This is a genomic window from Lactiplantibacillus dongliensis (genome assembly GCF_005405105.1).
GTDB classification, from domain to species: Bacteria; Bacillota; Bacilli; order Lactobacillales; family Lactobacillaceae; genus Lactiplantibacillus; species Lactiplantibacillus dongliensis.
On sequence record NZ_BJDK01000016.1, the window covers coordinates 37,055 to 61,382 of the forward strand.

Annotated in this window: 20 protein-coding genes; 14 read left to right on the forward strand and 6 right to left on the reverse strand. The window is 43.9% G+C overall.

Features of this window, described 5'->3' with window-relative positions; genetic code table 11:
* The first annotated feature begins 17 nt into the window (after positions 1 to 17).
* Entirely contained in the window at positions 18 to 524 is a 507-nt protein-coding gene (locus FFM80_RS07430; protein ID WP_137640227.1) for a universal stress protein, read from the forward strand.
* Positions 525 to 835: 311 nt separating this feature from the next.
* Positions 836 to 1,522, forward strand: coding sequence for a glycerophosphodiester phosphodiesterase (locus FFM80_RS07435; RefSeq protein ID WP_137640228.1), 687 nt, complete (start codon positions 836 to 838; stop codon positions 1,520 to 1,522).
* A 65-nt stretch (positions 1,523 to 1,587) separates the two neighbouring features.
* Here the strand turns inward: FFM80_RS07435 and FFM80_RS07440 are convergent, their stop codons facing one another.
* Positions 1,588 to 2,235, reverse strand: coding sequence for a deoxynucleoside kinase (locus FFM80_RS07440; protein WP_137640229.1), 648 nt, complete (start codon positions 2,233 to 2,235; stop codon positions 1,588 to 1,590).
* Positions 2,236 to 2,339: 104 nt separating this feature from the next.
* On the reverse strand, positions 2,340 to 2,717 hold the full coding sequence (mscL, locus tag FFM80_RS07445; RefSeq protein WP_137640230.1) for a large-conductance mechanosensitive channel protein MscL: 378 nt from the start codon (positions 2,715 to 2,717) through the stop codon (positions 2,340 to 2,342).
* Between the two features lie 185 nt (positions 2,718 to 2,902).
* On the opposite strand from mscL, the gene FFM80_RS07450 reads away from it, so the two are divergent.
* The 9 genes from FFM80_RS07450 to FFM80_RS07490 all read left to right on the forward strand — a co-directional run bounded on the left by FFM80_RS07450 (position 2,903) and on the right by FFM80_RS07490 (position 18,024).
* Complete coding sequence (locus FFM80_RS07450) at positions 2,903 to 3,724, forward strand: Cof-type HAD-IIB family hydrolase (RefSeq protein WP_137640231.1); 822 nt, start codon at positions 2,903 to 2,905, stop codon at positions 3,722 to 3,724.
* A 142-nt stretch (positions 3,725 to 3,866) separates the two neighbouring features.
* Complete coding sequence (locus FFM80_RS07455; RefSeq protein WP_137640232.1) at positions 3,867 to 4,472, forward strand: hypothetical protein; 606 nt, start codon at positions 3,867 to 3,869, stop codon at positions 4,470 to 4,472.
* Between the two features lie 239 nt (positions 4,473 to 4,711).
* Complete coding sequence (locus FFM80_RS07460) at positions 4,712 to 8,671, forward strand: bacterial Ig-like domain-containing protein (RefSeq protein ID WP_137640233.1); 3,960 nt, start codon at positions 4,712 to 4,714, stop codon at positions 8,669 to 8,671.
* 311 nt (positions 8,672 to 8,982) lie between these two features.
* A complete protein-coding gene (locus FFM80_RS07465) occupies positions 8,983 to 12,909 on the forward strand; it encodes a BspA family leucine-rich repeat surface protein (RefSeq protein WP_137640234.1) in 3,927 nt (1,308 codons plus the stop codon).
* Positions 12,910 to 13,366: 457 nt separating this feature from the next.
* Positions 13,367 to 14,617: an MFS transporter gene (locus tag FFM80_RS07470; protein ID WP_307722454.1), complete on the forward strand. Its 1,251-nt coding sequence runs from the start codon at positions 13,367 to 13,369 to the stop codon at positions 14,615 to 14,617.
* A gap of 277 nt (positions 14,618 to 14,894) precedes the next feature.
* On the forward strand, positions 14,895 to 16,199 hold the full coding sequence (locus tag FFM80_RS07475) for a sensor histidine kinase (protein WP_223877318.1): 1,305 nt from the start codon (positions 14,895 to 14,897) through the stop codon (positions 16,197 to 16,199).
* 6 nt (positions 16,200 to 16,205) lie between these two features.
* The gene (locus FFM80_RS07480) at positions 16,206 to 16,973 is read left to right on the forward strand and encodes a LytR/AlgR family response regulator transcription factor (RefSeq protein ID WP_137640236.1); all 768 of its coding nucleotides are present in this window, start codon (positions 16,206 to 16,208) and stop codon (positions 16,971 to 16,973) included.
* Positions 16,974 to 17,136: 163 nt separating this feature from the next.
* The gene (locus FFM80_RS07485) at positions 17,137 to 17,463 is read left to right on the forward strand and encodes a hypothetical protein (RefSeq protein ID WP_137640237.1); all 327 of its coding nucleotides are present in this window, start codon (positions 17,137 to 17,139) and stop codon (positions 17,461 to 17,463) included.
* Positions 17,464 to 17,652: 189 nt separating this feature from the next.
* A complete protein-coding gene (locus FFM80_RS07490; RefSeq protein ID WP_137640238.1) occupies positions 17,653 to 18,024 on the forward strand; it encodes a hypothetical protein in 372 nt (123 codons plus the stop codon).
* On the opposite strand, the gene FFM80_RS07495 is transcribed toward FFM80_RS07490, so the two are convergent.
* Together FFM80_RS07495 and FFM80_RS07500 are read right to left on the reverse strand one after the other, a co-directional pair.
* Entirely contained in the window at positions 18,025 to 18,504 is a 480-nt protein-coding gene (locus FFM80_RS07495; RefSeq protein ID WP_137640239.1) for a hypothetical protein, read from the reverse strand. It abuts the gene before it with no gap.
* 370 nt (positions 18,505 to 18,874) lie between these two features.
* Entirely contained in the window at positions 18,875 to 19,210 is a 336-nt protein-coding gene (locus FFM80_RS07500) for a hypothetical protein (RefSeq protein ID WP_137640240.1), read from the reverse strand.
* Between the two features lie 821 nt (positions 19,211 to 20,031).
* Here FFM80_RS07500 and FFM80_RS07505 point away from each other — a divergent pair.
* The gene (locus FFM80_RS07505; protein WP_137640241.1) at positions 20,032 to 21,927 is read left to right on the forward strand and encodes a S53 family peptidase; all 1,896 of its coding nucleotides are present in this window, start codon (positions 20,032 to 20,034) and stop codon (positions 21,925 to 21,927) included.
* A gap of 125 nt (positions 21,928 to 22,052) precedes the next feature.
* Complete coding sequence (locus tag FFM80_RS07510) at positions 22,053 to 22,748, forward strand: CPBP family intramembrane glutamic endopeptidase (RefSeq protein ID WP_137640242.1); 696 nt, start codon at positions 22,053 to 22,055, stop codon at positions 22,746 to 22,748.
* 42 nt (positions 22,749 to 22,790) lie between these two features.
* Here FFM80_RS07510 and FFM80_RS07515 read toward each other — a convergent pair whose 3' ends face one another.
* A complete protein-coding gene (locus tag FFM80_RS07515; RefSeq protein WP_137640243.1) occupies positions 22,791 to 23,267 on the reverse strand; it encodes a MarR family winged helix-turn-helix transcriptional regulator in 477 nt (158 codons plus the stop codon).
* A gap of 116 nt (positions 23,268 to 23,383) precedes the next feature.
* Complete coding sequence (locus tag FFM80_RS07520; RefSeq protein ID WP_137640244.1) at positions 23,384 to 23,890, reverse strand: hypothetical protein; 507 nt, start codon at positions 23,888 to 23,890, stop codon at positions 23,384 to 23,386.
* A gap of 138 nt (positions 23,891 to 24,028) precedes the next feature.
* Between FFM80_RS07520 and FFM80_RS07525 the strand changes: the two genes are divergently transcribed.
* On the forward strand, positions 24,029 to 24,307 hold the full coding sequence (locus tag FFM80_RS07525; protein WP_137640245.1) for a hypothetical protein: 279 nt from the start codon (positions 24,029 to 24,031) through the stop codon (positions 24,305 to 24,307).
* Positions 24,308 to 24,328: the final 21 nt, after the last annotated feature.

Genomic DNA, 24,328 nt, shown 5'->3' on the forward strand with positions numbered 1-24,328 from the left:
GAAGGAGGAAACGCGTCATGACGCTCTACCAGAAGATTCTCGTCGGAATTGATACGTCGTTGCAATCAGAATTGGCTTTAAATAAGGCCATTACGATTGCCAGTAAGAATCAAGCGACTTTAGATATCGTCACCGTGATTAATACGGAAAAGTTTATCGGTGTTACGCAAGGACCAATGGGGTTTGGCGCGGCGACTCCACAAGTATTGCAGGAATTGACTAAGCAGTTAAAAGCCACTTTGGCGCAGGCCCGGCGTAAAGCTGTTGAAGCTGGCGTGCCTGATGTGCAGGTTCATTTACATTCTGGGAACTCCAAGACTTTATTGGCAACGACGTTACCGGCGCGCTATGGAACGGACTTAATTGTCATTGGGGCGACTGGTCTGAACGCGGTCTCACGTTTCTTGATTGGCTCCAATGCGGCCTACGTTACGCGTCGGGCTGTTTGCGATATCTTAGTGGTGCGGACGGATTTAGCACATCAATTGGTTGAACATCCGACGCGCTTAACGCGTAAATTATAAGTTAACGAAGAACGGTCTTGGCGGTACGTGCTGTCAAGACCGTTTTTATAGGCTTAAATATTGATCGACTTGATTCTTAACCGAACTCATACGTAATCTTTACAACAAGTCGACAATTTTGCAACGTTGTTCTGGCATGATTTAGGGTGTAAGCGTAGACGGTAATTGTCACTAACACCAAACGTCAAGCGACTGATTTGATGATAGTCATGATAAAAGCTTGAGAATACCTGAAACCAGTTACCGATAACATGTTAAAATTAAAACACTTGGCCAAATACCTGTGGTTGAGAGAAAAGAGTTGAAATTTGATGACAAGTAATTCCTTAATCTATGGTCATCGCGGGGTGCCAGTGAAGTTTCCAGAAAATTCATTGGCCGGTTTTGCCTATGCGATTGGTCATCAGATCGATGGTTTAGAATTTGATGTGCATCTGACGAAAGATCGGGTACCAGTCATTATGCATGATGAAGAGATTAATCGGACAACTGATGGCATGGGGCGTATCGCCGACTACACGTATGCTGAGTTGCGGCAATTCACGTTGGCCAACGGTGAACCAGTGCCATCTCTAAAAGAATTATTAGATTTAGTGAGTGGCGAACCAGTGCATCTGAACTTGGAATTTAAGACCGATAAGCATTATTATCAGGGGATTGAACGGATTGTGCTGCAGCTTGTTCAACAAGCCGACTTAGTCTATCCGGTAGTCTTCTCGTCATTTAACTTACGTAGTTTAGAACGGAGTCATGCGATTGACCCACGTCAAAAGTATGCGTTCTTAACGTCGGCCAAGCTTGGTGATCCAGAAGGTTTTGCAGTTGCGGAACATTTGGAAGGCTTGCACCTGGAACATTATCAAGACGTGCAGCACGTATCAGAACGGGTCTGGACGGTCGATGATCCCGATGATCTGCGGGATCTATTTAGTAAGCAGGTTAGTGCCGTGATTACTGATAATTTCGAATTGGCGCGTGAGGTGCGCGCCGCTGTTTAAGTAAACCGCTAAAAAAACAGCTACTCAGAAATTTTTTCTGAGTAGCTGTTTTTTAAAAGCTGATATTAGACGTTCGCTGGTTTGCGAATTTTAGCCAATTCGGTATCAATTTGAGCCAAAACGGCTTGTTGATTTTCAACTTTTTCCAAGTTGTATTTTTGTAAGTCGATCTTCATCTTAGGACTAGCATCGTATTCGTCGAACCACTTCCGATAAGCGGTCCACATCTTGAAGTAATAAGATTCCAATTCAGGATTGTTATCGAATTGTTCGTAATCACGACCACGTTTTTTGATCCGGTATAAGATCGTATCAAAATCAGTTTCTGAATAGACCATCAAATCTGGTGCTTTTTTAGGTAATTCAGTTAATTCAGTCATCATATTATCGAGCAATTGCAAATAAACTTTTAATTCCGTGTTGGAAATATTGCCTTCCGCGTTGTTTTCCTTGGTGAATAGGGCATCTTCATAGATTGAACGGTCGAGGACGTTGTTGTCATCGGCCAATGCCTTTTTGATCATTCCAAAACGTTTGTTAAGGAAGTAAATTTGTAATAAGAAACCGTAATTTTTAGGATCTGAATAGTATAGTGGCAATACTGGATTGTCGCCAACTGGTTCGTAGAAAGCCTTAGTTCCAAGGTGGTCAGCGATTAAACCTGTTAACGTGGTTTTACCGACACCAATCATTCCTGCTGTTATTATCACCATGATAGCCCCTCTTTATAGAAAATTGCACTACATATTGTATAACAAAAAAAGTTTCAATACCATATAGACATTTGGCAGAAACTTTGCTTTGGGGTGATTTTTAATTATTTTTTAACCTGTTCTTTCATTAAATCACGGATTTCACTTAAGTATTGTTCGGATAGATCTGGTTCATCTGGCGTTTCTTCAGGGGCCGTCTTAACGACTTTATTGATAACTTTAACGAGTAAGAAGACGACTAGCGCAATGATAAAGAAATTAATAATTGAGTTGAGAAAGGCGCCATATTTAAAGGTTGCTTCCCCAATAGTGACTTTTAAGTTAGACAGATCGATCCGCCCGAGAAAGATTCCAATCAAAGGATTAATTAAATTGTTGGTGAGAGATTTGACGATGCCGGTAAAAGCCGACCCAATAATGACCCCGACGGCCAGATCAATCACGTTACCACGGGCAATAAATTGTTTGAATTCTTCAATCATAATGAAATTCCTCCTAGTATTAATCTAAGCTAGCATAGCAAAAAATGAAACCGGCGACAATTCAGACGCTCATTAAACGGCTTATTGATAGGTCAACGGCCAAATTAACTGGTAAAGCGGTTGCATTCCGTTGCGGATTTCGATAGAGTGGAGTGTAAACTTTAATTTAAGAGGGTAGTTTAAGCATGTATAAAATGATTGTCTGTGACCTCGACGAAACGTTAATGAACGATGATGGGACTTTATCGGAAAAAAATGCGGCCGCCATTCAGGCTGCAACTAAAAAAGGGGTCTACTTTGTTGCCAATTCTGGCCGCAGTTACACGTCTTTTCAAGACAATCTCGCGCAAATGAACTTACGGGATCAACCAAATCAATATTCGATCTCGTATAACGGTGGCCTGATTTTAGAGAATGCCGGGAATCGGCCGATTGCAGTTAATGCGATGCCATTTGAGTTGGCACGCGCTATCTTTGAGGTGGGCACAGCTGATCCGGAGGCGGCCACGCATGTTTATACGCAAGACCAGTTATTTATCTATCATCCCACGCCAGATGATTCAGCCTACTTGACCAATCGCGGGGCAGCATTCACACCGGTGACTAGTGCTGATTTTAGCCAATTTAAGACTTTTAATGTGATGAAGATTATTATGGCCTTGCCAACCGTTGCTAAGCGCCAGGCGATGCGTAAAGCGGTCGAAGCGGTGGTTGATCCCGCTCAGTTAGCGGTGACCTTCTCATCCGGTCGTTACGTGGAATTTAACCAAGCCGGTGTTGATAAAGGGTCGGCTGCTGTTCAATTAGGACAACTATTAGGGATTAAGCCAGCTGAAATTATCGCGGCCGGCGATAATAGTAATGATTTGCCGATGCTGAACGCAGTTGGCTTGCCCGTCAGTGTGGCGAATGGAATCGATGACGTGAAAGCGGCCGCGAAATACGTCACTCAGGCGGATAATAATCATGATGCGATTGCGGAAGTTATTAATAAGTTTGTTTTGTAATCAAAGCTATCTTAATATTACAGTCGAATTGGTTTGAACTGAGCCTGAGCCTAGTGGTATGATGTTAATTGGAATGTAGTGGACGCTACAAGTTATTTGCCAGTGAAGACTCACTGGACATCAGTGAATGGGGGAACGCGCAATGAGTGCGATTCGAGACGATTTAGCGAAGGCAATTAAGAATAAACATCTCGTTGAAATCTATTCCAAAGGAACCAACGAGCAGTTTAGTGTCGGCTATATATTACAACAAGACGAAAAGTTCGTCTTAGTCGAAGCCATCAATGTTGACGGTGAGTTGGATGGCTTAGTAGTTTTCCGTAAGGCGTCACTGGCAAAAGTGGTGACGGGGACCGATTATTTGAAGAGTATGGCGACCATCGTCAGCCTCGCTCAACAACGCGGTTACTTCGATATTTGGAACACAGAACGGTTGGCAGCTAAGTTCTTGAAGAAGGATAACCAGAAACATTCCTTATTGAAGACTTTATTAAAGCAAGCATTCAAACGTGATCAAGTCATTCAGCTATCCGGTCGCATCAAAAAGCATGGTGACAGTTATACTGGGTTTATTCATAGTGAACATAAAAAGTATCTTGAATTTAACTATGTTGATACGTTTGAACTAGAAAAACGGCCCCAGATTGCCGTGCGGTATGCGGAGATTGACGAAGCAAGTTGGCATAGCTTTGAAACCTTTAATATTACCGCGGTGATTGAGAGTTACATGCCCGGCGATTTCCATTAAAATAGACTAATGATGGGTCAGTTATCTTACGAGATGACTGACTTTTTTTAGAAATTTGACAGGGATCAAGCTGTGTGAGAGCCTGTTTTTATTCTATATTTAGGAAAAACTTCAGTGTGTTTAAAGTCAATAATGGTGATATAGTTAAGTTGAGAGCCCTAAGCTAATCGTTATGATTGGACTTCCGTAATTTTCATTAATATAAATTAGGTTAATTAAGAATTTTAGGGGGCTACGCAATGAGTAGCAAAAATTTGATGCAGGCTTCAAAACCAAACAAAGTTCATTATCGGATGTATAAGTCGGGTCGTCACTGGCTATTTGCTAGCATAACGGTTGTGACTGTTGGGAGCAGTTTATTGTGGGGCAACCAAGTACGTGCAGCCACGACTACGCCAACTAACGATGAGTCAGCTGACCAAACCGCTGTGAGCGGTACCGCGTCGGTTAGTTCAACGGTGACGTTACATGAGTCGACTTCACAAGGGTCGTCTTCCGGCGCTGCTAGTGGTGATCAGCAAAGTAGAACTAGTGACACGAGCCAAGTTAGTCAGGCCAGCCAAACGAGTCAAGTAACTAGTGGGTCGAGCAGTGCTAGTCAACCGCCTGTTAGTGATGAGCAATCATCACAGTCATCAGCTAATACGGCAAGTCAAATGAGTCAAGCGACTAGTGACCCAAGCAGTGCTGGTCAATCAGCTGTCGGTGTTGGTCAGTTATCACAAGCACCTGCTAATTCAATTGGGGCTACAAGTCAAGCAAAGTCGGTCGCACCATCAGAAGCAAGTGTGGTTAATAACCAGAGCCTTGTTGCACAGCCAATTGTTAGTTCAGCAAATGAACAAGCTGATAAGGGAACCTTAACGCATAACTTAATAATGTCAGACGTCACTGCGGCTAATAAGATGGTCGCAACTCGAGCTAGCTTACTTAGAGATGCAACCCCAGATTCGACATTTACCTGGTCGATTGATGACATTGGGACAACATTAACGTTGAATGGCGGGACGCCGACTGAATCGCTATACAATATGCTTACTGATGAGGAACGTGAAAAAGTTAAGAATATCGTCATTGCGAGACCTGTTACGATTATCGGTGATGTCGGGGTGAAATTCTTTAATGATTTCGCTAACGCTGCGACAATTACTGGCCTTGAAAATATCAATGTCGATCAAGCGACTGACTTAACATCAATGTTCAATAAGTTTGGTTATAATTATTCTGATTATGATAAGTCCATTAAGTTTAGCGGGCTGGCTAACTGGAATGTTTCAAAAGTGACATCGTTTGATTCTATGTTTTATTTTGCGCAGGTCGCTAATGTCGATGTTAAAAACTGGCAAGTTAGTCAAGTAACTAGTATGAGCAATATGTTTAGTAATACCAATAAGTTATCTAGCCTGGACCTTAGTGGTTGGCAGGTTGGTAATATGTTAAAAGATATGTCATATTTTGTTGATAGGTCTAATATAAGTAGTTTAGATTTGCAAAATTGGCAAATAGCCCAAGGAATTGCTGCCAGAGGTGCACTTGGTGCGAATAATTTAATTGAGTTTAGATTGAATCCTAGCTTTCAGAACTTTTCTGATGGTGGTTTACTTGGCCTAAATAGGGCGATACATTATCCATATGATGGTCAATGGATTAATGAAACAACGCAGAAACATTATAGAACACTGGATCTAGAAGACTTATTCGAATCTGGTAATGGGACAAATGATTTATACAAATATAATACGGTTGCAATCAAGGGCTTAGGCACAAAGACGGTGACCACCTATCCAAACATGAAGGTTGAGCCAATCCGATTTGTGGATACACTCGTTGATACTGATGGTCAGAACCGAAGCAAGACTGATGTCGGTGTACAAGCTTCAGATTTTAGTTTTGCAAGTCCAATTGATACGAGTCAGCTGGGAAATTACCAAGTTGAGGTTAATTATACAAATGATCAGGGTAAACTTATTTCAGGTGAAGCCATTTTACATGTTATTCCCAGTAAGATTAGATACACGATAAAGAATCAAACAGCAATTATTGATGATAATCCCATTGATGCTAGTATAGTTGACGATGATACGGGACTCAGTAAACCACAAACATTATTAATGAGCAAGTTGCAGCAGTTGATAGTAGCAGACGATAATGGTCAAACAATCACAGTAGCCAGTGATCCAATGTTAATGCCCACTGATAATTCGAGTGATTTAGTAATGGCAATTGTACAATTCACACCAGGTGTTTATTCGCTAACATTTACTTGTACGGATCCAACTGATAACATTACTGTAATATCACCGGTTGCAATATTGACGTTAATTAAGTCAAAAGAGAAGTTAGCGCTCAATTCAACGGCCATTATCCGCCCTGATAAATCCATTACGGCGGCTGATCTATTCCAAACCGCTTTAGATGGTTATGGCGATTCTTTGGTTGATGCGGATGGCCAATTAAGTTCGGCAGTGACACTTGATTTAGGTGGCTTGGATTTATCAAAACCAGTGCCTGGGACGTATCAAATCTCGGCAACTTATACGGATGAGGCCAATAATGTCGTAACGGCGACGCGATCCGTTACCGTAGCCGACACCCAGGAAAGTCTGGAGTTGAATAATCATGACCAGCCAGTGTCATTGATTGCTGGTTCAAATGCTCATTTTGATCCAACTAGTTTGGTAAGTCGTGCTACTGATGGGTTGGGTAATGTTATTGATGCGTCACAGTTACAGTATGATTATTATGACTTGAATCATCAGCCAGTAACTTTGGACTTAAAGAATCCTGGTCAGTATCAATTAAAAATTAGCTACCAAGATAGTGTTGGTAATATTACCAGCAAAACAGTCCCAGTTAATCTCAATGCCACCAAGGCAAAAGTTAAATTGACGACGAATTCAGAGGGCATCGTCATCAACGATGCGGATTTTGACCCGACCGCGTTGATTGAAACTGCCGTTGATGAAAATGGTGACCCATTGATTCCAACGGTCGTTAATGCTGTTGCACGCATGGTTCGTTTAGGTGGTAACCAGTTGTTAATTACCAATCATGTGGATGTAACTAAGGCGGGAACTTACGCTGTAGATTTTAGTTATACCGATGTTGCCGGCAATAAATTTAATCAGAGTGTAGCTGTCACCGTATATGTACCTGCAACCTTTGCGATTCAGCCAACACAAACAATCACTCAAGGCGAGGTGTTTGACCCTCGAAGCCTCTTTGTATCAGGAACCGGTGTTAATGGGGCGAACTTGACTGCGGCTGATTTGACGTATAATTTGAGTGGTGTTGATTTTACCAAAGTGGGTGTCTATCAATTACCAGTTAGTTACAAGGATCAATATGGCAGGCTAACGACGGCTAACTCGAAATTAACGATCAAAGCACAGCCCGTCGTCGGTCAAGCTAAGATAACGTTAAATTCGGTCGCACCGATTGTGGCAGCGGCTGATCAAACCTTTGATCCGGCTCAAGTGGTTAACACGATTACGACGGCCACCGGTGAAAAAGTGGCGGTAACCGATCCGGACGTTAAGATTACGAGTAACGTTGATCCAACTAAGCCGGGGACGTATCAAGTACGAGTCAGTTACGCTGGTGTTAGCGCCACGGCGACTGTTACAGTTGTCGCAGCGACCAATACAGGTGATGGCGGTAATAGTGGGACGACCACCCCGACTGAGCCAGATGGGGACAATCATGGCGGTACAACGACTCCAACTAAGCCGGATACTGGCCACAACGGTGGTACAGCGACCAGCCCAGACACGGGTCATGGCAACAGTACCACGGTACCAGATAACCACGGCGAGATGCCGTCAGTGCCTAAACCAGGGAAAACTCCGGTAACCGCTAAGCAGCCGAAACCAGTTGTGACTAAGACACAGGCAATAACTAAACCCGTAACCGGTATTCAGCCAGTGAAAGCATCATTGGTAGCGATCGATGCGCACGTTAAAACGGGCACTTGGCAGGCTAGTCCGGCTGGCGTCATGTTCACTGAGCCTGAAAGGACGACCGTTGTCGCGCAAAAGGCTAGTTTGAAGCCAACAACGACCAAACAACCCACTGATCACCAATTGGCTAGCGGTGAGTTACCACAAACCAATGACCGAATATCGTTTGTAGGTATTGTTGGTGCGGTGCTAGTTGGATTGCTAAGCTGGTTTGGTTTAGTTAGTCATCGAAAGGATTAAATTGGCTCATTTGAGGCCTGAAATTAAGTTTTCAGGCTTTTTATTTTGACTTAATTTGACTTAATTTGACGTAATGGTCTAGTGAGCAAGCTAGAGTGTTGGTCTAGGTTTAGGAGAAAATGACACCATTGGATTAGGTTCACTTAATCAAGTATCACTTGCAAGTAATGGCTTGGTTAGATTTAGTGCGTTAAAATAGTTGCTAAGGTAAATAGTTTTTAGACTATTTAATTTATTTTATTAAAATTATTTTATTTATATAGTGGGATTACTTGATTAGGTGATAGGTGCAGAAAGGACGCGGGTTAGAGATGTTATATAGGCAGAGTACTAGGATTCAAAAAGCAAAAATACATTATAAAATGTATAAATCTGGTAATAAATGGCTATTTGCCAGTTTAACAATGTTGACTTTAGGATTAGGCGGGGCGGTAACTGCCCAAGCAGCGGCAGTCCCAGTCGTGACTCCAACGACAACTGGGACCGCAACTAGTCAGGGCGAAAAGCCATTGCCCGAAAGTCAATCGATAGCAGTCTCTTCCGGGGCACCAGCTGTGGCAAGTGGTACGTCAGCAACAGCTAGTGCTGTCAATTCAGCGGATTCGTCAACATCAGCAAGTTCTGAAGTTGCGAGTTCACAAGCGGTTTCAGGTACTAGTGCAACCAGCCAAGCCACGAGGACGGTAGCTAGTCCGGCTGGGACCGATGTCACTAGTGCGTCAACAACCCCAGCACCAGCAGATCCAGCTTCAGTGGCAGCACCAGTTCGGACTAAGGCAACACCGCGGGCCTTGCCAATTGAAAGATCCTCTGTCGCTAAGCGTGCAAACTTGGAACTTGAAGGGACGAACGGGACCGTTCATTGGCAGTTGTCAGACGGTGAATTAACGCTCGATGGGGGGACCTTAGCAGAAAATGAATTCAAAGATAGTGCTGGCAAGACTGATTGGAAGTCACGCGTTTATCATGTCATAGTGAAGGCGCCGGTAAAAGTTATCGGCAAAACTGGGGTTAGCTTGTTTCAAGATTGGAATCAACTAACCACTGTTAAGAATGGTAAAAATTTAGATGTCAGTGAAGCTACCGATCTGAATCATATGTTTGCTAATGATCCGAATTTGGAAGCGCTAGATGTTAGTCAGTGGCAAGTAGATCATGTGACTGATTTTAGTTGGTTATTTTCAAATGATTTCAAGTATGGAGAAAATTATGGCTTTGATTATCTTACAGGTGAGGTGTCAGAGGCAATAGATGTTAGCAACTGGCACACCACGGCGGCAACTAACCTGCAAGGGGTCTTTCAAGGGGTTAATCGCAATGGACTTAATCCGATGAATTTAAATGTGACTAACTGGCAGGTTGATCACGTCACGAATATGAGTGAACTTTTTGCGGAGACCACTTTAGGCTCGTTGGATTTATCTAAGTGGCACGTTGATCACGTGACCGATATGAGCGGCATGTTTGCGCGAGTCGAAAGCCTGGAAAATTTGGATTTAAGTCAGTGGCACGTGGGAAACGTCACTACGATGGCTGAGATGTTTCGTGAGACGACTGATTTGGCGAACTTAAACGTTGGTAATTGGGATGTCAGTCACGTGACCGATATGCATGCGATGTTTTATGGCACAATGCTGCCTAAGCTCGCTTTAAATCAATGGGACGTTTCAAATGTTACCAACATGGCGGGCATGTTCAAATGGTCAGCGTTAACGGATTTGCAGATTGGTGATTGGCAGACGGGGCATGTGACCAATATGGGGCATATGTTTGAACAGGCCGACTTAGCGAAACTAGATTTAAACCGTTGGGACGTGAGCCAAGTTGTTAATATGACGGGCATGTTTAAAATAATGCCCAATTTACGTGATTTGCAGATTAGTAATTGGCAGACCCATCAGTTGACTAAAATGGCCGGGATGTTTATGGGGATTCGGGACCTAACGCCACTAACAACGTTAGATATTGCTAATTGGGATACGTCACACGTGACGAGCTTTGATCAACTCTTCCGAGACCAGAGTCATTTACACAATCTAGACGTTAGTCGGTGGGACGTTCGACAAATTGAGTCAATGGATTATGCGTTTGCCGATACCGGTTTGTGGGCGATTGATTTGGGAGACTGGCAGTTACAGCCGTATGTGCATATGACGCGGGCACTTAATTCAACGGACTTGGGACGAATTCGAATTAATGGGACTTTTCGACCTTATGACGCTGATATTTTTCCAACACCCAAAGTGATGGACGGTGATAGTGATACCGGCTATTGGTATAACTTGGCAACCAATCAAAAATATACCTCGAGTGATTTGGTCGATTTGTATCATAAAGTGGACGCTCAAGGTAAACCGATCGAACCTGGCCCACTAGCTACCTACATTTGGCGACCAGATCGAAGTCTCCTAGAAGTCCAGAATGATGTCAAAGTTTATCAATATACACCGTGGCGGGCCGGATTAGTCATTAGTAAATTGTTAGGTGATCAAGGTAATCCGCTTGATCCGGCCACGGTACCGGCTGAGAATTTAGTTGTTACGGCGGTCGATACTAGTAAATTGGGTAAGCAGCTCGTTCATATCAAATATACGTCTAATTATGGGAGAGTCTTAGAACGCGAGACGACTGTCGAAGTTGTTCCGGCTGGTAAGGCCACTTTAACGGGGCGTGATGTTCTGCTAATTGCGGGACCAAAGCATACCGCATCGCAGTTGGCTCCCTTATTCAGCGGTACAAATGAGCAGGGTCAACCGTTGACCTTAAATGATGTCACAGTGAGTTGGATCGATATGAAGGGTGAGCCGCTTGATCAACCAGACTTAACCCAAGTTGGTCAGTACTGGGGACACTTTACCTATCAGACCGACAATGTGACGCTTACCCAGGCGAGCCAGTTGACGGTCTTGCCGAGTCGAGCGCTAGTACAGTTGACCCCCGCCACTGTCGTCATTGGACCCAATGCATCCTTCAATTTAGATGATCATTTGTTGATTTGGGATGCGTTTGGTCAGCCACTAAGCAGTACGAGTGCCGGGGTTAGTGTGCACTGGGTCACCGGGCCACAATTACGGTCGACCCAAGCGCCAGGTCGGTATACGGCGACGGTTAGCTATACCGACATTGCGGGTAATCAGTTGACGGATACAGCAACGATGCAACTGCTCAGTAGTCAGGCGAACATCTTGACGGTACCCAGCTTAAAAGTTCTGCAAGGGACAACCTTTGAGCCAACTCAAACGGTGATTGGGGCTTGGAATGCAGCTGGCCAGCCGATTGCGGCTACCCAATTAACGTATGCCTCAACGGTGGACCCATCGAAGTTGGGCCAATATTGGGTCAAGGTCAGTTATCAAGATACAGTCGGTAACGCACCGATTATCAAGTGGGTACCGGTCACGGTGATCCAGCCGGTTAAGATTAGTCTGAAGACGCCACCCGTGTTAATTGCCGGACCCAAAACCACGTTTGACCCGCAACAACTAATTGATCAGGTACAAGATGAGAATGGTCAGACAGTGCCACTAAGCCAAGTGTCGGTCGTCAGCACCGTGAATCCGCAGCAAGTCGGTACTTATCCCGTGACGGTTAGCTATGGTGAAGGTAGTGCGCAATTAAAGGTCACGGTACGGGCATCACAAGCCGGCTTGCACGTGAAGACCCCGATTAAATTAGTGGTTGGTCAAGCTTGGCAACCGCAAGCGGCGTATGTGAGCGGCACCGATGCGACTGGTCACGCCTTGCCATGGTCAGCGGTGACGGTACAGGGCCACGTTGACGCCCAACAAGTCGGTACGACTGAGCTTTGGTATCAGTACACGGATATCGCTGGTAATTTGTGGCAACAGTCCGTCTGGGTACAAGTCGAACCAGATACCCAGCCAGGTGGTGGTGGCGGGGGGACAGAAACTCCAGGACCAGTGCCGCCAATTACAACACCCGAGCCACCCGTTGAGCCGGGGACCCCAACTGAACCAGAACAACCAACGCAACCAGAGCAACCCTTAAAACCGGTTAAGCCGGCTCAGCCAGGCACTGGTGCATCGGCTGGTGGTCAATTGACGGTGAAACCAGTTACAGCTAAGCCCGTGGTTGCATTGAAACCAAGCGCAAGTTCAGCGAAAGCGCCAGAATTGCCACAAACCGATGAAACGACCACCCTTGCAACAACTTTAGCTGGTATTGGGCTGTTGATAGTTAGTTTAGGCGGTTTGATTGATTGGCGTCGCTTCTATTAAATGAATCACAGTTTTTTAGTCGTACGGTGTGGCTATAAATATTTAGCATCTCAAAAGAGTCTGGGGGTTTTCCAGGCTCTTTTTTGAGTGATAACGTCAATTGGGATGTGGAGATAAAAGGTTGTTAAAAGTGGGGTGAAACAGCGAGTTTTGAAAGCTGGTCGGTGATCAAAATCTGATTGACTATCCGGTCAACCCCGTGATAAACTAAATTGAACCTAAAATGGTAACGATTACTTCTAGGAGGAAACGCATCATGAAAACAGAAAAATAAGTCAAAATATTCAAGAAATTCAGACGGAGCCGACTATTTTGACAATTAGGACTTAACTGTTAAGTCGTTAGGATTGCAACGTCACTTTGAGTTTGATTAGGAAAGGAACTAACCAATTTTTCTAGGTGCTGATTCGCAGAGATGTGGTCGCGTCGTTCCGTTTTTGGTTTAAAGTACAACATGATGACAGAACAATTAATGCCGCACTGGCGGCGTAATATTTATCTTTTTTTAACCAGTCAGTTTTTGACGGGAATCACCAGTATGATGGTTCAATACGCCATTATCTGGTATTTGACAAAGCAAACCAATTCCGCGACGGTCTTGAGTTTTGCGACGTTATTGGGCATGTTACCGATGGCCCTACTGAGTCCGTTTGTTGGGCCATTTGTTGATCGGTATAATAAGAAATTATTGTTGATTGTGCCGGATGTGATTGCCGCTATTTTTGCGATTGCGTTATCAATAGTCGGTACACTCGCATCAACTTTTCCGTTATGGTTGGTTTTTATTTCGTTATTAGTCCGTTCGATTGCGCAGACATTTCAAATGCCAACAGTTCAGTCGATTCTACCGACGATGGTGCCAGCAGATGAGTTAACGAAGATTAATGGTCAGTTGGGGATGATTCAATCCGCTAATCTGATTATCGCGCCAGCTTTGGGGGCTTTTCTCTTTGCCATTGTTCCCATGAACTGGCTGATTTTACTAGATGTTGTGGGAGCAGTCTTGGGCATCAGCTTGCTATTGTTGGTTAAAATTCCTGAACACCGCGTGATTGACGAACCGGTCCAAGTCTGGCGTGACGCTAAGTTTGGACTGACACAGTTACGTGCAACTAAAGGGTTGTGGGCGATTACGATGATTAGGGCCATCTTTATGTTTCTATATATGCCAGCCGCGAGTTTATATCCGTTGATGACGATGCAGTATTTTCACGGCACTGTTGGGCAAGCTGGCTTAGTCGAAGTCGTATTCTCAGTTGGCATGCTTGGCGGCGGTGCTATCATTGGGTTCTTTGGTAATTGGCGCGATCGGGTCTTGCCAATGCTTTGGTCGATGGTCTTGATGGGCATCATGTTTGGGATTAGTGGTTTCTTACCGGGAAATCAGACTGGCTTTTATTGGTTTGCGGGGCTAAATATCTTATCGGGAATTATGGTGCCTTTTTACAGCACACTTTCGATGACGATGATTCAACAGAGTTATCCGCCAGAACATTTGGGACGGATTTTGGGAATGATTAATTCACTGATGAGTATTGCATCGCCAATCGGACTGATTTTTGCCGGACCATTAGCAGATCTAATTGGCGTGGAAAAACTCTTCTTAATTGGTGGTTTAGGTGCATTAGCTTGTGGCGTCGCGATGTGGCTGACGCCTAGCGTGCGGACGTATGATTTGCGGTTGCAACGAGGTCAGTCGCGTAGCTAAAGCGAGCTGTTCACCGCTATAACTTAGTAGGCAGTAGTGGTCGGACGACTGGTGGGAAGTAACCTTTAAAACTAATATTCGCTGAGACTTGGGATTGAGTCCCAAGTCTTTTTTGTGCAGGTAGGAGGTGGGACAATACTCAGGAGCGACCTATTAGTGTTCACACTCTTAGAAATTATTAAGTTTCCCAACATCAAATATACAAACGGACAGCCTTCCGATACAATAGGACTAATGAACTTTCGGTATCTTGGGGAGGGGCGGCATCATCGTTTATGTGAATTGGTATATCGCCGCGTTTGATCATTGGTATTCAGTTATGCTGGTCTTTGTGTTACAAATCCTAATTAATCGGGAATTGCAGCATCGCCGGGTCTATCTGACCGTTGTGATGATGGCAGTATTGTTGACCGGATCGTATTTACTTTATGATGATTATTCAGACATTGCGACGTTTATTGTGAACTTGGGGTTGCTGGTCTTCGTTAAAGATAAAAAGTATTTTATTGTGACGAGTTTGACGGCGACCCTCGCTTATATTTTATTTAGTTTCTTTGGGAATTACGCGACAGAAACGATTTTTGATCTTTTTCATTTAGGTATCGGTCGGTGGAGTGGCTGGGCCTTTGAAATTGTTGGGGAGATCGTGGTGACCGCGTGCATGTTGGTCGTGGCGATTAGCTTTCAACTGTTACACAAGCGGCATGCCAAGCAGTTTAGCGATGATGTGACGTTAAACGTGATTGCGAGTGCTTTGATTGTGGCGGCGATTGCGTACTTTGCGATTGCATCGGCGGCCGATAATTATAATATCGGGCATGGCTTTTTAGGTATCTTGATGATTATCTTGGTGGCAATCCTGCTGATCAACGGGGGGACGTTTATTTACTTGTTCTATAGCTATACGATGCGGGTCCAAGCCCATCGGCAAGCTTTAGAGCGCCAGCAGTATGATATTTATGTTAAAAATTTGGAAAGCAGTTATCAAAACTTGCGCAAATTCCGCCATGATTATCAAAACATTTTGCTCTCATTGAGTGAGTACGTGCAAGACGCGCATAATGCCGAGCTGCAAACTTATTTTGATGATGTGATCAAGCGGTCGCAAAAGAGCTTGAGTCGCGACTTTGGGCATTTTGATAATTTGGAACGGATTAAAGACAAATCCCTCAAAGCCATCATTCAAGATAAGTTTTCTGCAGCGCGTCAAGCGGGGGTGCAAGTGCGGCTAGAAGCGAATGATGACATTCCCACACCACCAATTGATCCAGTGACGTTGGCCCGGGTGAGTGGCATCTTATTAGACAATGCGATTGAAGCTGTCAATGACCAAACGGGTGGTGAAATTGCGGTCGCCGTTGTAAAATACGCGAAAATGGTGGAATTGATTTTTGCAAATTCACTCCAAGCGCCAATTGACCGGGTCGATGAATTACTGACGCCAGGACATACGTCCAAAGGGGCTGGTCATGGTCAAGGGTTAGCGACGGTGCGAGAATTGCTGGATCCGTTGCCAAACGTGACCTATGAGATTAGTGCCCGGCAGCGATTTGAATTTATCATTAGTATTGAAAGCGAGTGAGGACCTTTGTTAAAGACTTTTGTGGTCGAGGATGATCCAGAGCAATTAGCCACGTTAAAGCAGATCATCGCCAATCATATTATGATTAATGACTTTGATATGCAGTTAACGTTAGCAACCGGCCAGGCGCAGGCGTTATTGGATTATTTAACGGCTGAGCCGGTAGTCGAAGGGTTGTACTTTTTGGATATCGAGTATCCTGGTCAGACCTTGAACGGCCTAGAGCTGGCGTCACAGATTCGGGAACGGGATGTGAATGCCAAAATCGTCTTTGTCTCAACGCATTCGGAGATGGCTTTTTTGACGTTTGAACGTCGAATTGAACCGCTGGACTTTGTGGTAAAGGACTTAGGCGCAGCAGCGGTCAAAGCTAAAGTTGAGAAAGATATCCGCGTTGCCTATGACCGCTATACAAAACAGGGGCTGACGAGTAAAGCCATGTTCTCTTATTCTAAGGGCGGCGAGTTGTTCAACCTACCATTGTCACAAGTCTTGTTTATCGAAACGGGAACCGCGCGGAATAAGTTAGTCTTACATTTGGCTGACCGCATGATTCAATATAATGGTAAGATTAGTGACGAAACGGTCGCCCATCCAGAACTTTTTCGGGTGCATAAGAGTTTTCTCGTTAATCCGCAAGCCTTGGTACGGGTCAATAAGCAGTCCCAATTGGGCTACTTTGAAAATGGCGAATCAGTCGATATTGCGGTGCGTAAAATGCATGATTTGATTGCGTTGATCAAACAATCAGCCTTAACGGTAAAAGTTGATTGACTCTGATGTAACATAATCGTTGTGATTTATAAAATAAGGGTAACGTTGGTGCAAGCTTATTTAGGCTTTGCACCTTTTTTCGTTTTTTAGAGAAAATGCGGGTAAGATAGAGCTATTGAATCGAGCGGTCGTGGGGGCCGGTCAAAAATGGAGGATAAAATCAATGAAGCAGTTTTGGTCGCTAACATTGATGGTTCTCGCCGGATGCTTATTAATCGTAGGTTCGGAGTATAGTTTGCAAGGTGATTATCGTCATTATCGGCATAAAGTCGTGGCCAAGGTGGATTATCATGCGGCTAGCCACCATGCGACGATTAAAGGTCGAACAAAACACGGTGTGATCGTGACGTTTCGGACGGGCAAGCGGGTCCATCAAGTGATTTCTAATAAGCAAGATGGCCGATTCTATACGAAGTTGGCTGTTAAAGCCAATCAGCGTGTGACGGTACAAGTACCGGGATTAAAACGCACTGTTTTGACCGTGCAATAGTGTCAAAGAGTTAGTATCAGCGATGGGTAGATCTGACCAGCAGTGGTGAGGTCTTTTTTGTTGAATGTTTTTTTGCTACATGGCGGTGGTTTGCTAAAAAAGCGTTAAGCTTCCTAAAGATTGGTAGGCGCCTTTCACGAATTAGCGTAAGCTGAACTTAATCGAGAAAAGGAGTCGTGAAACCACGCTATGCTTGTGATTGGCATTATTTTAATAATTGGAGTTGTGGGAACGGGGATCTTACGGTTTCGCTATCATTATCGGCTCGCTATGGGACCGATGACGGAAACGGCTTTTGCATGTTCGTTACTCAATATTGGGGTATTTTTGTTGTTTGTGTTATTGGGGCAACTGTCTGGGGCACTTTTTGCCGCGGGACCGCTTTATTTGCCACTTTATCGGTTGTTACAAGGTGGGACCATTCCACTTATTGGGATTGGTTTAGCGATTGTGGGGATGGTGTGTGAACGCGGCCTGATGAATTGGTGGCTGTTACAATTTAATGTGCTCTTCTTAATCTTTGATATCTTATTAGTCTGGCTGGGAAATTATGCCAGCTGATTACTTTAAAAAACGTTTGATGGCAGCATAAAAGTGTTGACCATCCATCACGGCTGTGTGATTAACTTCAATGGCCGTGATTTTTTCGTTGTCGAGAATCGTGGCGTTGGGTTTGTCAGTTCGCGCTAAAGTAATATCTAATTGCCGGACGCGTTTTTCGCTGAGCGTGACTGAGAGCACAATTTCATTACTGGTCATCGGTTGGGCTTCAACTTGGGTGCCGAGCAATTCTTGCAAAGCGACTTCTAAATCCATGGCGTCACCAGCTGTAAACTGTGACTTGTGGCCATTATGAATGTCCGCAATGAGGTAATTGATCGTATTGACGGCTTTGACGTATTCTTCACCATCTGGTCGGTTAGTCTGGGGCTGATTGCCATTGTTGACTTGTTCGTATGGGCGACGCCGAATCACCCCAATGCGTACGATGGCAAAGAAGACACTGATGACGATGACACTGACAATGATATGGATTAACATTTGGAAAAATCGCTCCCCTTAATGACTGAAATCGGATATCAATTGATAATTGGTATACATATAAATGAGTAATCATTTGATAACTGATATCCTTAGTTTAACGCGCAACTATATCCTACCATTATTTCGTGAAAATGCCTATGTATCAGTGAAAATTATTTCATTTGAGCGATGACTAGCAACTATGTTTAGTATAATAAACGAAACACATCAGGATATTGGTCTAAACTTACCCCAAAAAATTGGGGCTTAGATTTGATTGTAAACCACTGGAAAAATTCGATTTTATGAGTAACAAAAAAGCGCAATCTTAAAAAAGATGCGCAGGTAATAGTAGTTGTGATAATTGTTTAGCTTGGTGTTGATGTTTTTAAGCCGTAACCAAACTTTTGTCATTAGTTTCATCATCAGCGACCAACTGATTAATGGTATCGACCATGGTCTCACGCTGATCTAAATCGTCATCACATTCAAAAAAGGCCCCAAGTTCCATCGCCAGAATATCCTTACCAACATCCATATAGCGACAATCTGGACTAGTTATCGTGTAATGTTTAGCATCATTCATCTGAACAATGACACATCCGGTGGCTGATTTACCTTTAGTGGCTTTATCGGTGAATTCAATTGCTAGAATATACGGATTATCAGAGCTCCGATCCTTGATCGCATGTGCCACATTATGGGCAATCGCAGTTAACTTCATTTTTATGCACCTCTCGAAATTTTCAATTAGCACACTTGCTACTAGTTAGATCAAACTACCACTCTGGTTGGCCCAGCATTTTAGAAACCAACCAGTAAGCGGCAATTTTGACTAGCACCAAGCGTAATTAACATCTATTTTACCATGACTACAAAGCGACTGGTGGTGAATTCAGTAGCTGGCCCGCAATACAAATGATTTTATCAATCAACATTATAAATTTGTATAGACATTTATAAAATAAATCCAACTTTTTACGTATTTAGGGCAAATCTTCACACTTTCTTCACAATTATATAATACTATATCCTTGTACCTAATAATTATACACTTGTTCATTTTACTCCCCCAAAGTGGATGAACAAGTAAGTACAATCCCCCATATTGTACTTAAACCTAACTCTTTGGCCCTACTGCTGTATAGCGGTAGAGTCATTTTTTGTTTAGAAATAAATTTATATTCGTTCTACAATCTTAAATACAATGAAATTTATCAATCCTGTTCATTTGATGTCAGTTAAAATTAGGTGTCATTGATTAATAGTTATTTGGTCATGACGATGAGCAGATCAGAATTGGCTAAGCGGCGGTCACTGTGCGCCAATCGGATTAGGGTGATTTTTATCGGCGCAGTTGAGATAAATGTTCGCCGAAGAATGACTGTTTAGCTAAAAAGTACATCTTCTAACAAAACTGACCAGATAAGTCACCAGTAAAACAATTAATACCAAAAAACATTGTGATTTTAAGCCTGCCTTATTGACTTTCCGTTCAAAAATCTTGATACTAGGGGTAAGTTAAGCAGAGAGTGGGGGGTAATCATGAAAAAAGAATGGTTAGTCGCGTTATCGTTAGTTGCCGGATTAAGTGGTAGTTTATTGGTAGCGCAGCCAATGACCAGCCACGCCGCCACGACGGCCTTGTCTGATACGGTCGCGCCGCGGGTGAAGGTTACAAGTACTAAGAAAAAAGTTAAACCCAGTAAAAAAGAAGTTATTGATATTGTCTTAAAATCCCGTAATAGCAGTGCTTTAAGCAAATACAGCTATGCAACGGTCAATCCAAAATCAGCAGCGTATCATCAATACTTAACGCCTAGTGCGTTTGGTAAAAAGTATGGCCAATCAACAAAAACATTAACAACGATTAAGGCTTATTTAAAGAAGCATCATTTGAGCTACAAAGTCTATGGTGGCAATTTGGTCATCCGTGCCACTGGGACCGTTAATAATATTAATAAGGCGTTTGGTGTCACCTTGGTTAAAGTGAAAGTTAAGGGTAAGACTTATCAAACCCATACCCAAAAGGCTAAGTTACCTAGTAGCTTTAAGGGGAAGATTAATGCCGTGCTGGGACTTTCTAGCTATGGGAAGTACAAGACAAATTTGACGACCACGGCGCATGCCACCAAGGGTCAGTTAAATGTTAATCAAACCACACAACCACAAAAATTTGCCAATGCTTATCATTTAGATAAACTGTATGAAAAAGGCTTAACGGGGAAAGGGCAACGCATCGCCATCTTATCATTTGCCAATTTCCATCCCGCTGATGCTGCTTACTATTGGAAGCAGGAAGGTATCCCAGCAGCCAAACGTAATATCACGCGTTATAACATTGATGGCGGAGCGAGCTGGACGGGATATAATGAAACGACTTTAGACGTTGAACAAGCCGGCGCAGTCGCTCCCGATGCAGCGTTAGATGTTTATCTAGCACCACAAACGGACACAGGGATGATCAATGCCTTAGCCACAATCATCGGTAAGAATAATGCGTCACAATTGACGACTAGTTGGGGGCAAAGTGAAGGCGCCCTGTTGTCGGCGATGCGCCAAGGCGCTGAAACGAGTGCATATGCTAAAGCTTTCAATACATTATTCCAACAAGCCGCGGTACAAGGTATTTCAACCTTTGCGGCCACGGGCGATAATGGTGCTTATGATAGTATCTTAGATAATGCCGGTCGCTATCGAACCGACAAAACCGTTGATTTTCCCGCTAACTCAGCTTATGTGACCGCGCTAGGCGGGACAACGTTGCCATTTAGTGCCAGCTATACCGATGGTGGCAACAAAGTCAAAGTTGAAGTTAAGTCGGAACGGGCTTGGGGATCAGATTATCTCTACGGTCGCTTCGATAAGAGCTACTATTCGAATTATCAAGATCGTCTCGACGACTACTTTGCCGGTGGCGGTGGTGGCTTTAGCCGCTTGAATAAGACCACGCCTGCTTTCCAACGCGCGTTGATCGGTAATGGGGTCAACACGTATGCCGCCGTCAACTTGTGGCAAGTTAGCAATGGAGCGTTGAACCGAACCCGTTCAACGACTTATACGACTGGGACCGGCGCTGGCCGGAATGTGCCTGACTTGTCGTTTAACGCTGATCCGAATACGGGCTACGACTTATACATGAGTTCAGCTAAGACGGTCGGTAAGTCACCAAAATGGTACGTTTCCGGCGGGACGAGTGTGGTATCACCACAAGTCGCCGCGGCTAATGCGGTCATGAATAGTGGGCGTAGCAGTCGAATCGGCTACTGGAACCCGCAGATTTATCGATTGGCACAGACTAAACAGTCGCCATTTACACCGTTAACAGCTAAGGTCAATAATACGAACTTGTATTACACCGGCCAACCAGGCAAGTTGTATAATCAAGCAACTGGACTGGGTACGGCGGATTTCGAGACGTTATTCAATCAACTAAAATAAGGGTTCATATAAGCAGCTCGGCCACATCGGTCGAGCTGCTTTTGCGTATGCGAACGCGTGTAACTCAGTGAGGGCTGCGGTAAACTTAAACTAAGTAAGCGTAATCTTTTTCGAGGTGAAGGCAGATGCAGGCAGTTGATCGGGGATTAAGTTGGCTTTGGCGATTAACGATTATATTGGGTTTAGTGATTGGCGTGATGATGCCACCACTGTTACTTCAGTTAGTGAACGAATTAACTGGTGTTAGCGCGTTAGCCGGTTGGCGAGTGACCGCAGTGATCTTGTACTTTGGACTATTCTTGGGTATTAGTGGGATTGCTTATGCGGTTTATCAGCACTACACCGGTGAGCTAACGCTGAAAAAGTTAGCGTGGTCGGACGTATGGCTGATTGGCGGTGGCTATCTGGTGATTATCGGTGGTGAAGGGGTTTTCCAGTTCATTAACCAAGTGATCTATCAGCAGAGTGAGACTCAAAATAATGCGGCGATTGAAGACTTAATGAGTGGCAGTTCGATGGCGATGATCATGATGGCGGTCAGTGCTGTTTTTTTGACGCCAATTATGGAAGAGCTGGTCTTTCGGGCGGTGTTAACGAATCTTTTTTTACGGCAAACAAGTTTGAAAATCCTACTGAGTGCGGTGGTTTTTGGCAGTATGCATGCCAGCACCACGCTACCGAGTTTCTTGATTTATTTTACGATGGGGTTGATCTTAGCCAGTGTGTACCGATTTTCTGGAAAGATCCAGGATTCAATTATTCTACACTTTTTGATCAATGCCGGGGCTATGAGCTTGATGCTGCTAAGTTGGCAGGCGTGACTTAGACAACAAAAAAGGCGCTCAACGGAGAGCGTCTTACGACTAAAACTGTGGCCCATCATAATCAATCTTTTTAGGCTTAGCATGCTTAATTCGTTCCGAGGCAAAGTTGACCGTGTCGCGAGTGGCGGCATAAGTCTTTTCATCCATCCCCAGTAAGTCCATGCACGTATTAACGTGGGCAAAGACTTCTGGTTTGGCATCGATTGCTTTTTGTGACAGTGAAATGTTGACTTGGCGTTCATCATTTTCATCACGTTTGCGTTCAACCCAGCCTTGCGTCTGCATCCGCTTTAAAAGCGGTGTTAACGTCCCACTGTCTAAGTTAACGTGTGAGCCGAGTTCACGAACGGTCATGGGATTGTTTTCCCAAAGCGCTAACAACGTGATGTATTGCGGATAGGTCAGCTTGAAAGGTGCCAACGCTTCTGCGTAAAAATGATTAAACCGTTTGCTAGCGGTGTATAAGGCGAAACATAATTGTTCGTCGAGTAAAATGTTCTTGGTTGGGGTTGCCATCGAAACCAGCTCCTTTTCATATTCTAGTATATTGTACGCAATTAATTAGATATTTGCAATAATTATTATCGCTAGTTATATAAAAAGTCATCATTAATTATGAAAAAACAGAATAATTAGGCAGCTGGGCCTAAATCTGCCGCCAAAAAGAGCTTAGCCAGAGCGGTTTGATTAATGGCTAGCTGTTTACTGTCTTTAAAAGCGTAGACAGGAACCGTTGTTGGCAAAGCCGTGGCTTGATGATTCGTAACTGGAACCGTCGCCGCAGCTTGCGACCGGCGTTGTTTGGGTGCTTGGACGTCTGCCGGTGCATGCTTGATCTTTAAGGTTGTCATCACTTTAAAACCAGCTGTTTCAGTTGGGTGCTTCGCGTGACGAATTTTAACCCCGTGTAACCGCGGTTTGAGGGCCAAACCATTTTGGCTAGTCGTTAAGGTTAACTTTTGGTTCAAAGTTAAATCGTAGTAATGTTGATCGTTGATATTTTTTAAGCGAACTTTGAAGCGGCCTAGTGGAATTAACCGGCTATCATTCTTGACGACCAGACTATGATCGTCAAAAGCTTCCTTAGTGGTTACGGGTTCAAACGTATATTGTGCTAGAAATTTGTTAACTTGGTTCAAAATATCACTCCCTAATGTCTAACCTAGTCGTCTGACGACAAATGTCAATTAATTTGCAAAGCTAAATCGGATGATTGCGCTTCCGTGATGCTTCGATTAAACTTAAAGGTAATGAGTAAAAATGAGGGGGATTTTGAGATGTTTATGACGACGGGTGATCTGCAACGATCACATATGATCAAAACAGTTGTTTCAGCAACCGAACACAGTATGTTTCAGTCGGAAAAGATTGATCAATTTGAAGATTTTGATGGCTTGATTGAAAAGGTGAAGGCCGATTTGATGCAAAAGGCCGCTGACAACGATGGTGATGGCCTGATTTATGTCACGTTTAATACCCAAGTGGTGCGGATGAGTGTGGCACCACGATTCTTGGTGGTAACGGGGTATGGGACCGTTGTGAAGTTGGCGGAATAAGTCAGCCATAAAAAAGGGGGA

Bases quoted from the DNA above. Each gene is read 5' to 3' on its own strand.
- FFM80_RS07515 (WP_137640243.1), bottom strand. From the start codon at position 23,267: ATGGCAACCCCAACCAAGAACATTTTACTCGACGAACAATTATGTTTC.
- FFM80_RS07510 (WP_137640242.1), top strand. From the start codon at position 22,053: ATGCAGGCAGTTGATCGGGGATTAAGTTGGCTTTGGCGATTAACGATT.
- FFM80_RS07470 (WP_307722454.1), top strand. From the start codon at position 13,367: ATGACAGAACAATTAATGCCGCACTGGCGGCGTAATATTTATCTTTTT.
- FFM80_RS07500 (WP_137640240.1), bottom strand. From the start codon at position 19,210: ATGAAGTTAACTGCGATTGCCCATAATGTGGCACATGCGATCAAGGAT.
- FFM80_RS07505 (WP_137640241.1), top strand. From the start codon at position 20,032: ATGAAAAAAGAATGGTTAGTCGCGTTATCGTTAGTTGCCGGATTAAGT.
- FFM80_RS07485 (WP_137640237.1), top strand. From the start codon at position 17,137: ATGAAGCAGTTTTGGTCGCTAACATTGATGGTTCTCGCCGGATGCTTA.
- FFM80_RS07495 (WP_137640239.1), bottom strand. From the start codon at position 18,504: ATGTTAATCCATATCATTGTCAGTGTCATCGTCATCAGTGTCTTCTTT.
- FFM80_RS07460 (WP_137640233.1), top strand. From the start codon at position 4,712: ATGAGTAGCAAAAATTTGATGCAGGCTTCAAAACCAAACAAAGTTCAT.
- FFM80_RS07450 (WP_137640231.1), top strand. From the start codon at position 2,903: ATGTATAAAATGATTGTCTGTGACCTCGACGAAACGTTAATGAACGAT.
- FFM80_RS07440 (WP_137640229.1), bottom strand. From the start codon at position 2,235: ATGGTGATAATAACAGCAGGAATGATTGGTGTCGGTAAAACCACGTTA.
- FFM80_RS07465 (WP_137640234.1), top strand. From the start codon at position 8,983: ATGTTATATAGGCAGAGTACTAGGATTCAAAAAGCAAAAATACATTAT.
- FFM80_RS07455 (WP_137640232.1), top strand. From the start codon at position 3,867: ATGAGTGCGATTCGAGACGATTTAGCGAAGGCAATTAAGAATAAACAT.
- FFM80_RS07430 (WP_137640227.1), top strand. From the start codon at position 18: ATGACGCTCTACCAGAAGATTCTCGTCGGAATTGATACGTCGTTGCAA.
- FFM80_RS07490 (WP_137640238.1), top strand. From the start codon at position 17,653: ATGCTTGTGATTGGCATTATTTTAATAATTGGAGTTGTGGGAACGGGG.
- FFM80_RS07525 (WP_137640245.1), top strand. From the start codon at position 24,029: ATGTTTATGACGACGGGTGATCTGCAACGATCACATATGATCAAAACA.
- mscL (WP_137640230.1), bottom strand. From the start codon at position 2,717: ATGATTGAAGAATTCAAACAATTTATTGCCCGTGGTAACGTGATTGAT.
- FFM80_RS07435 (WP_137640228.1), top strand. From the start codon at position 836: ATGACAAGTAATTCCTTAATCTATGGTCATCGCGGGGTGCCAGTGAAG.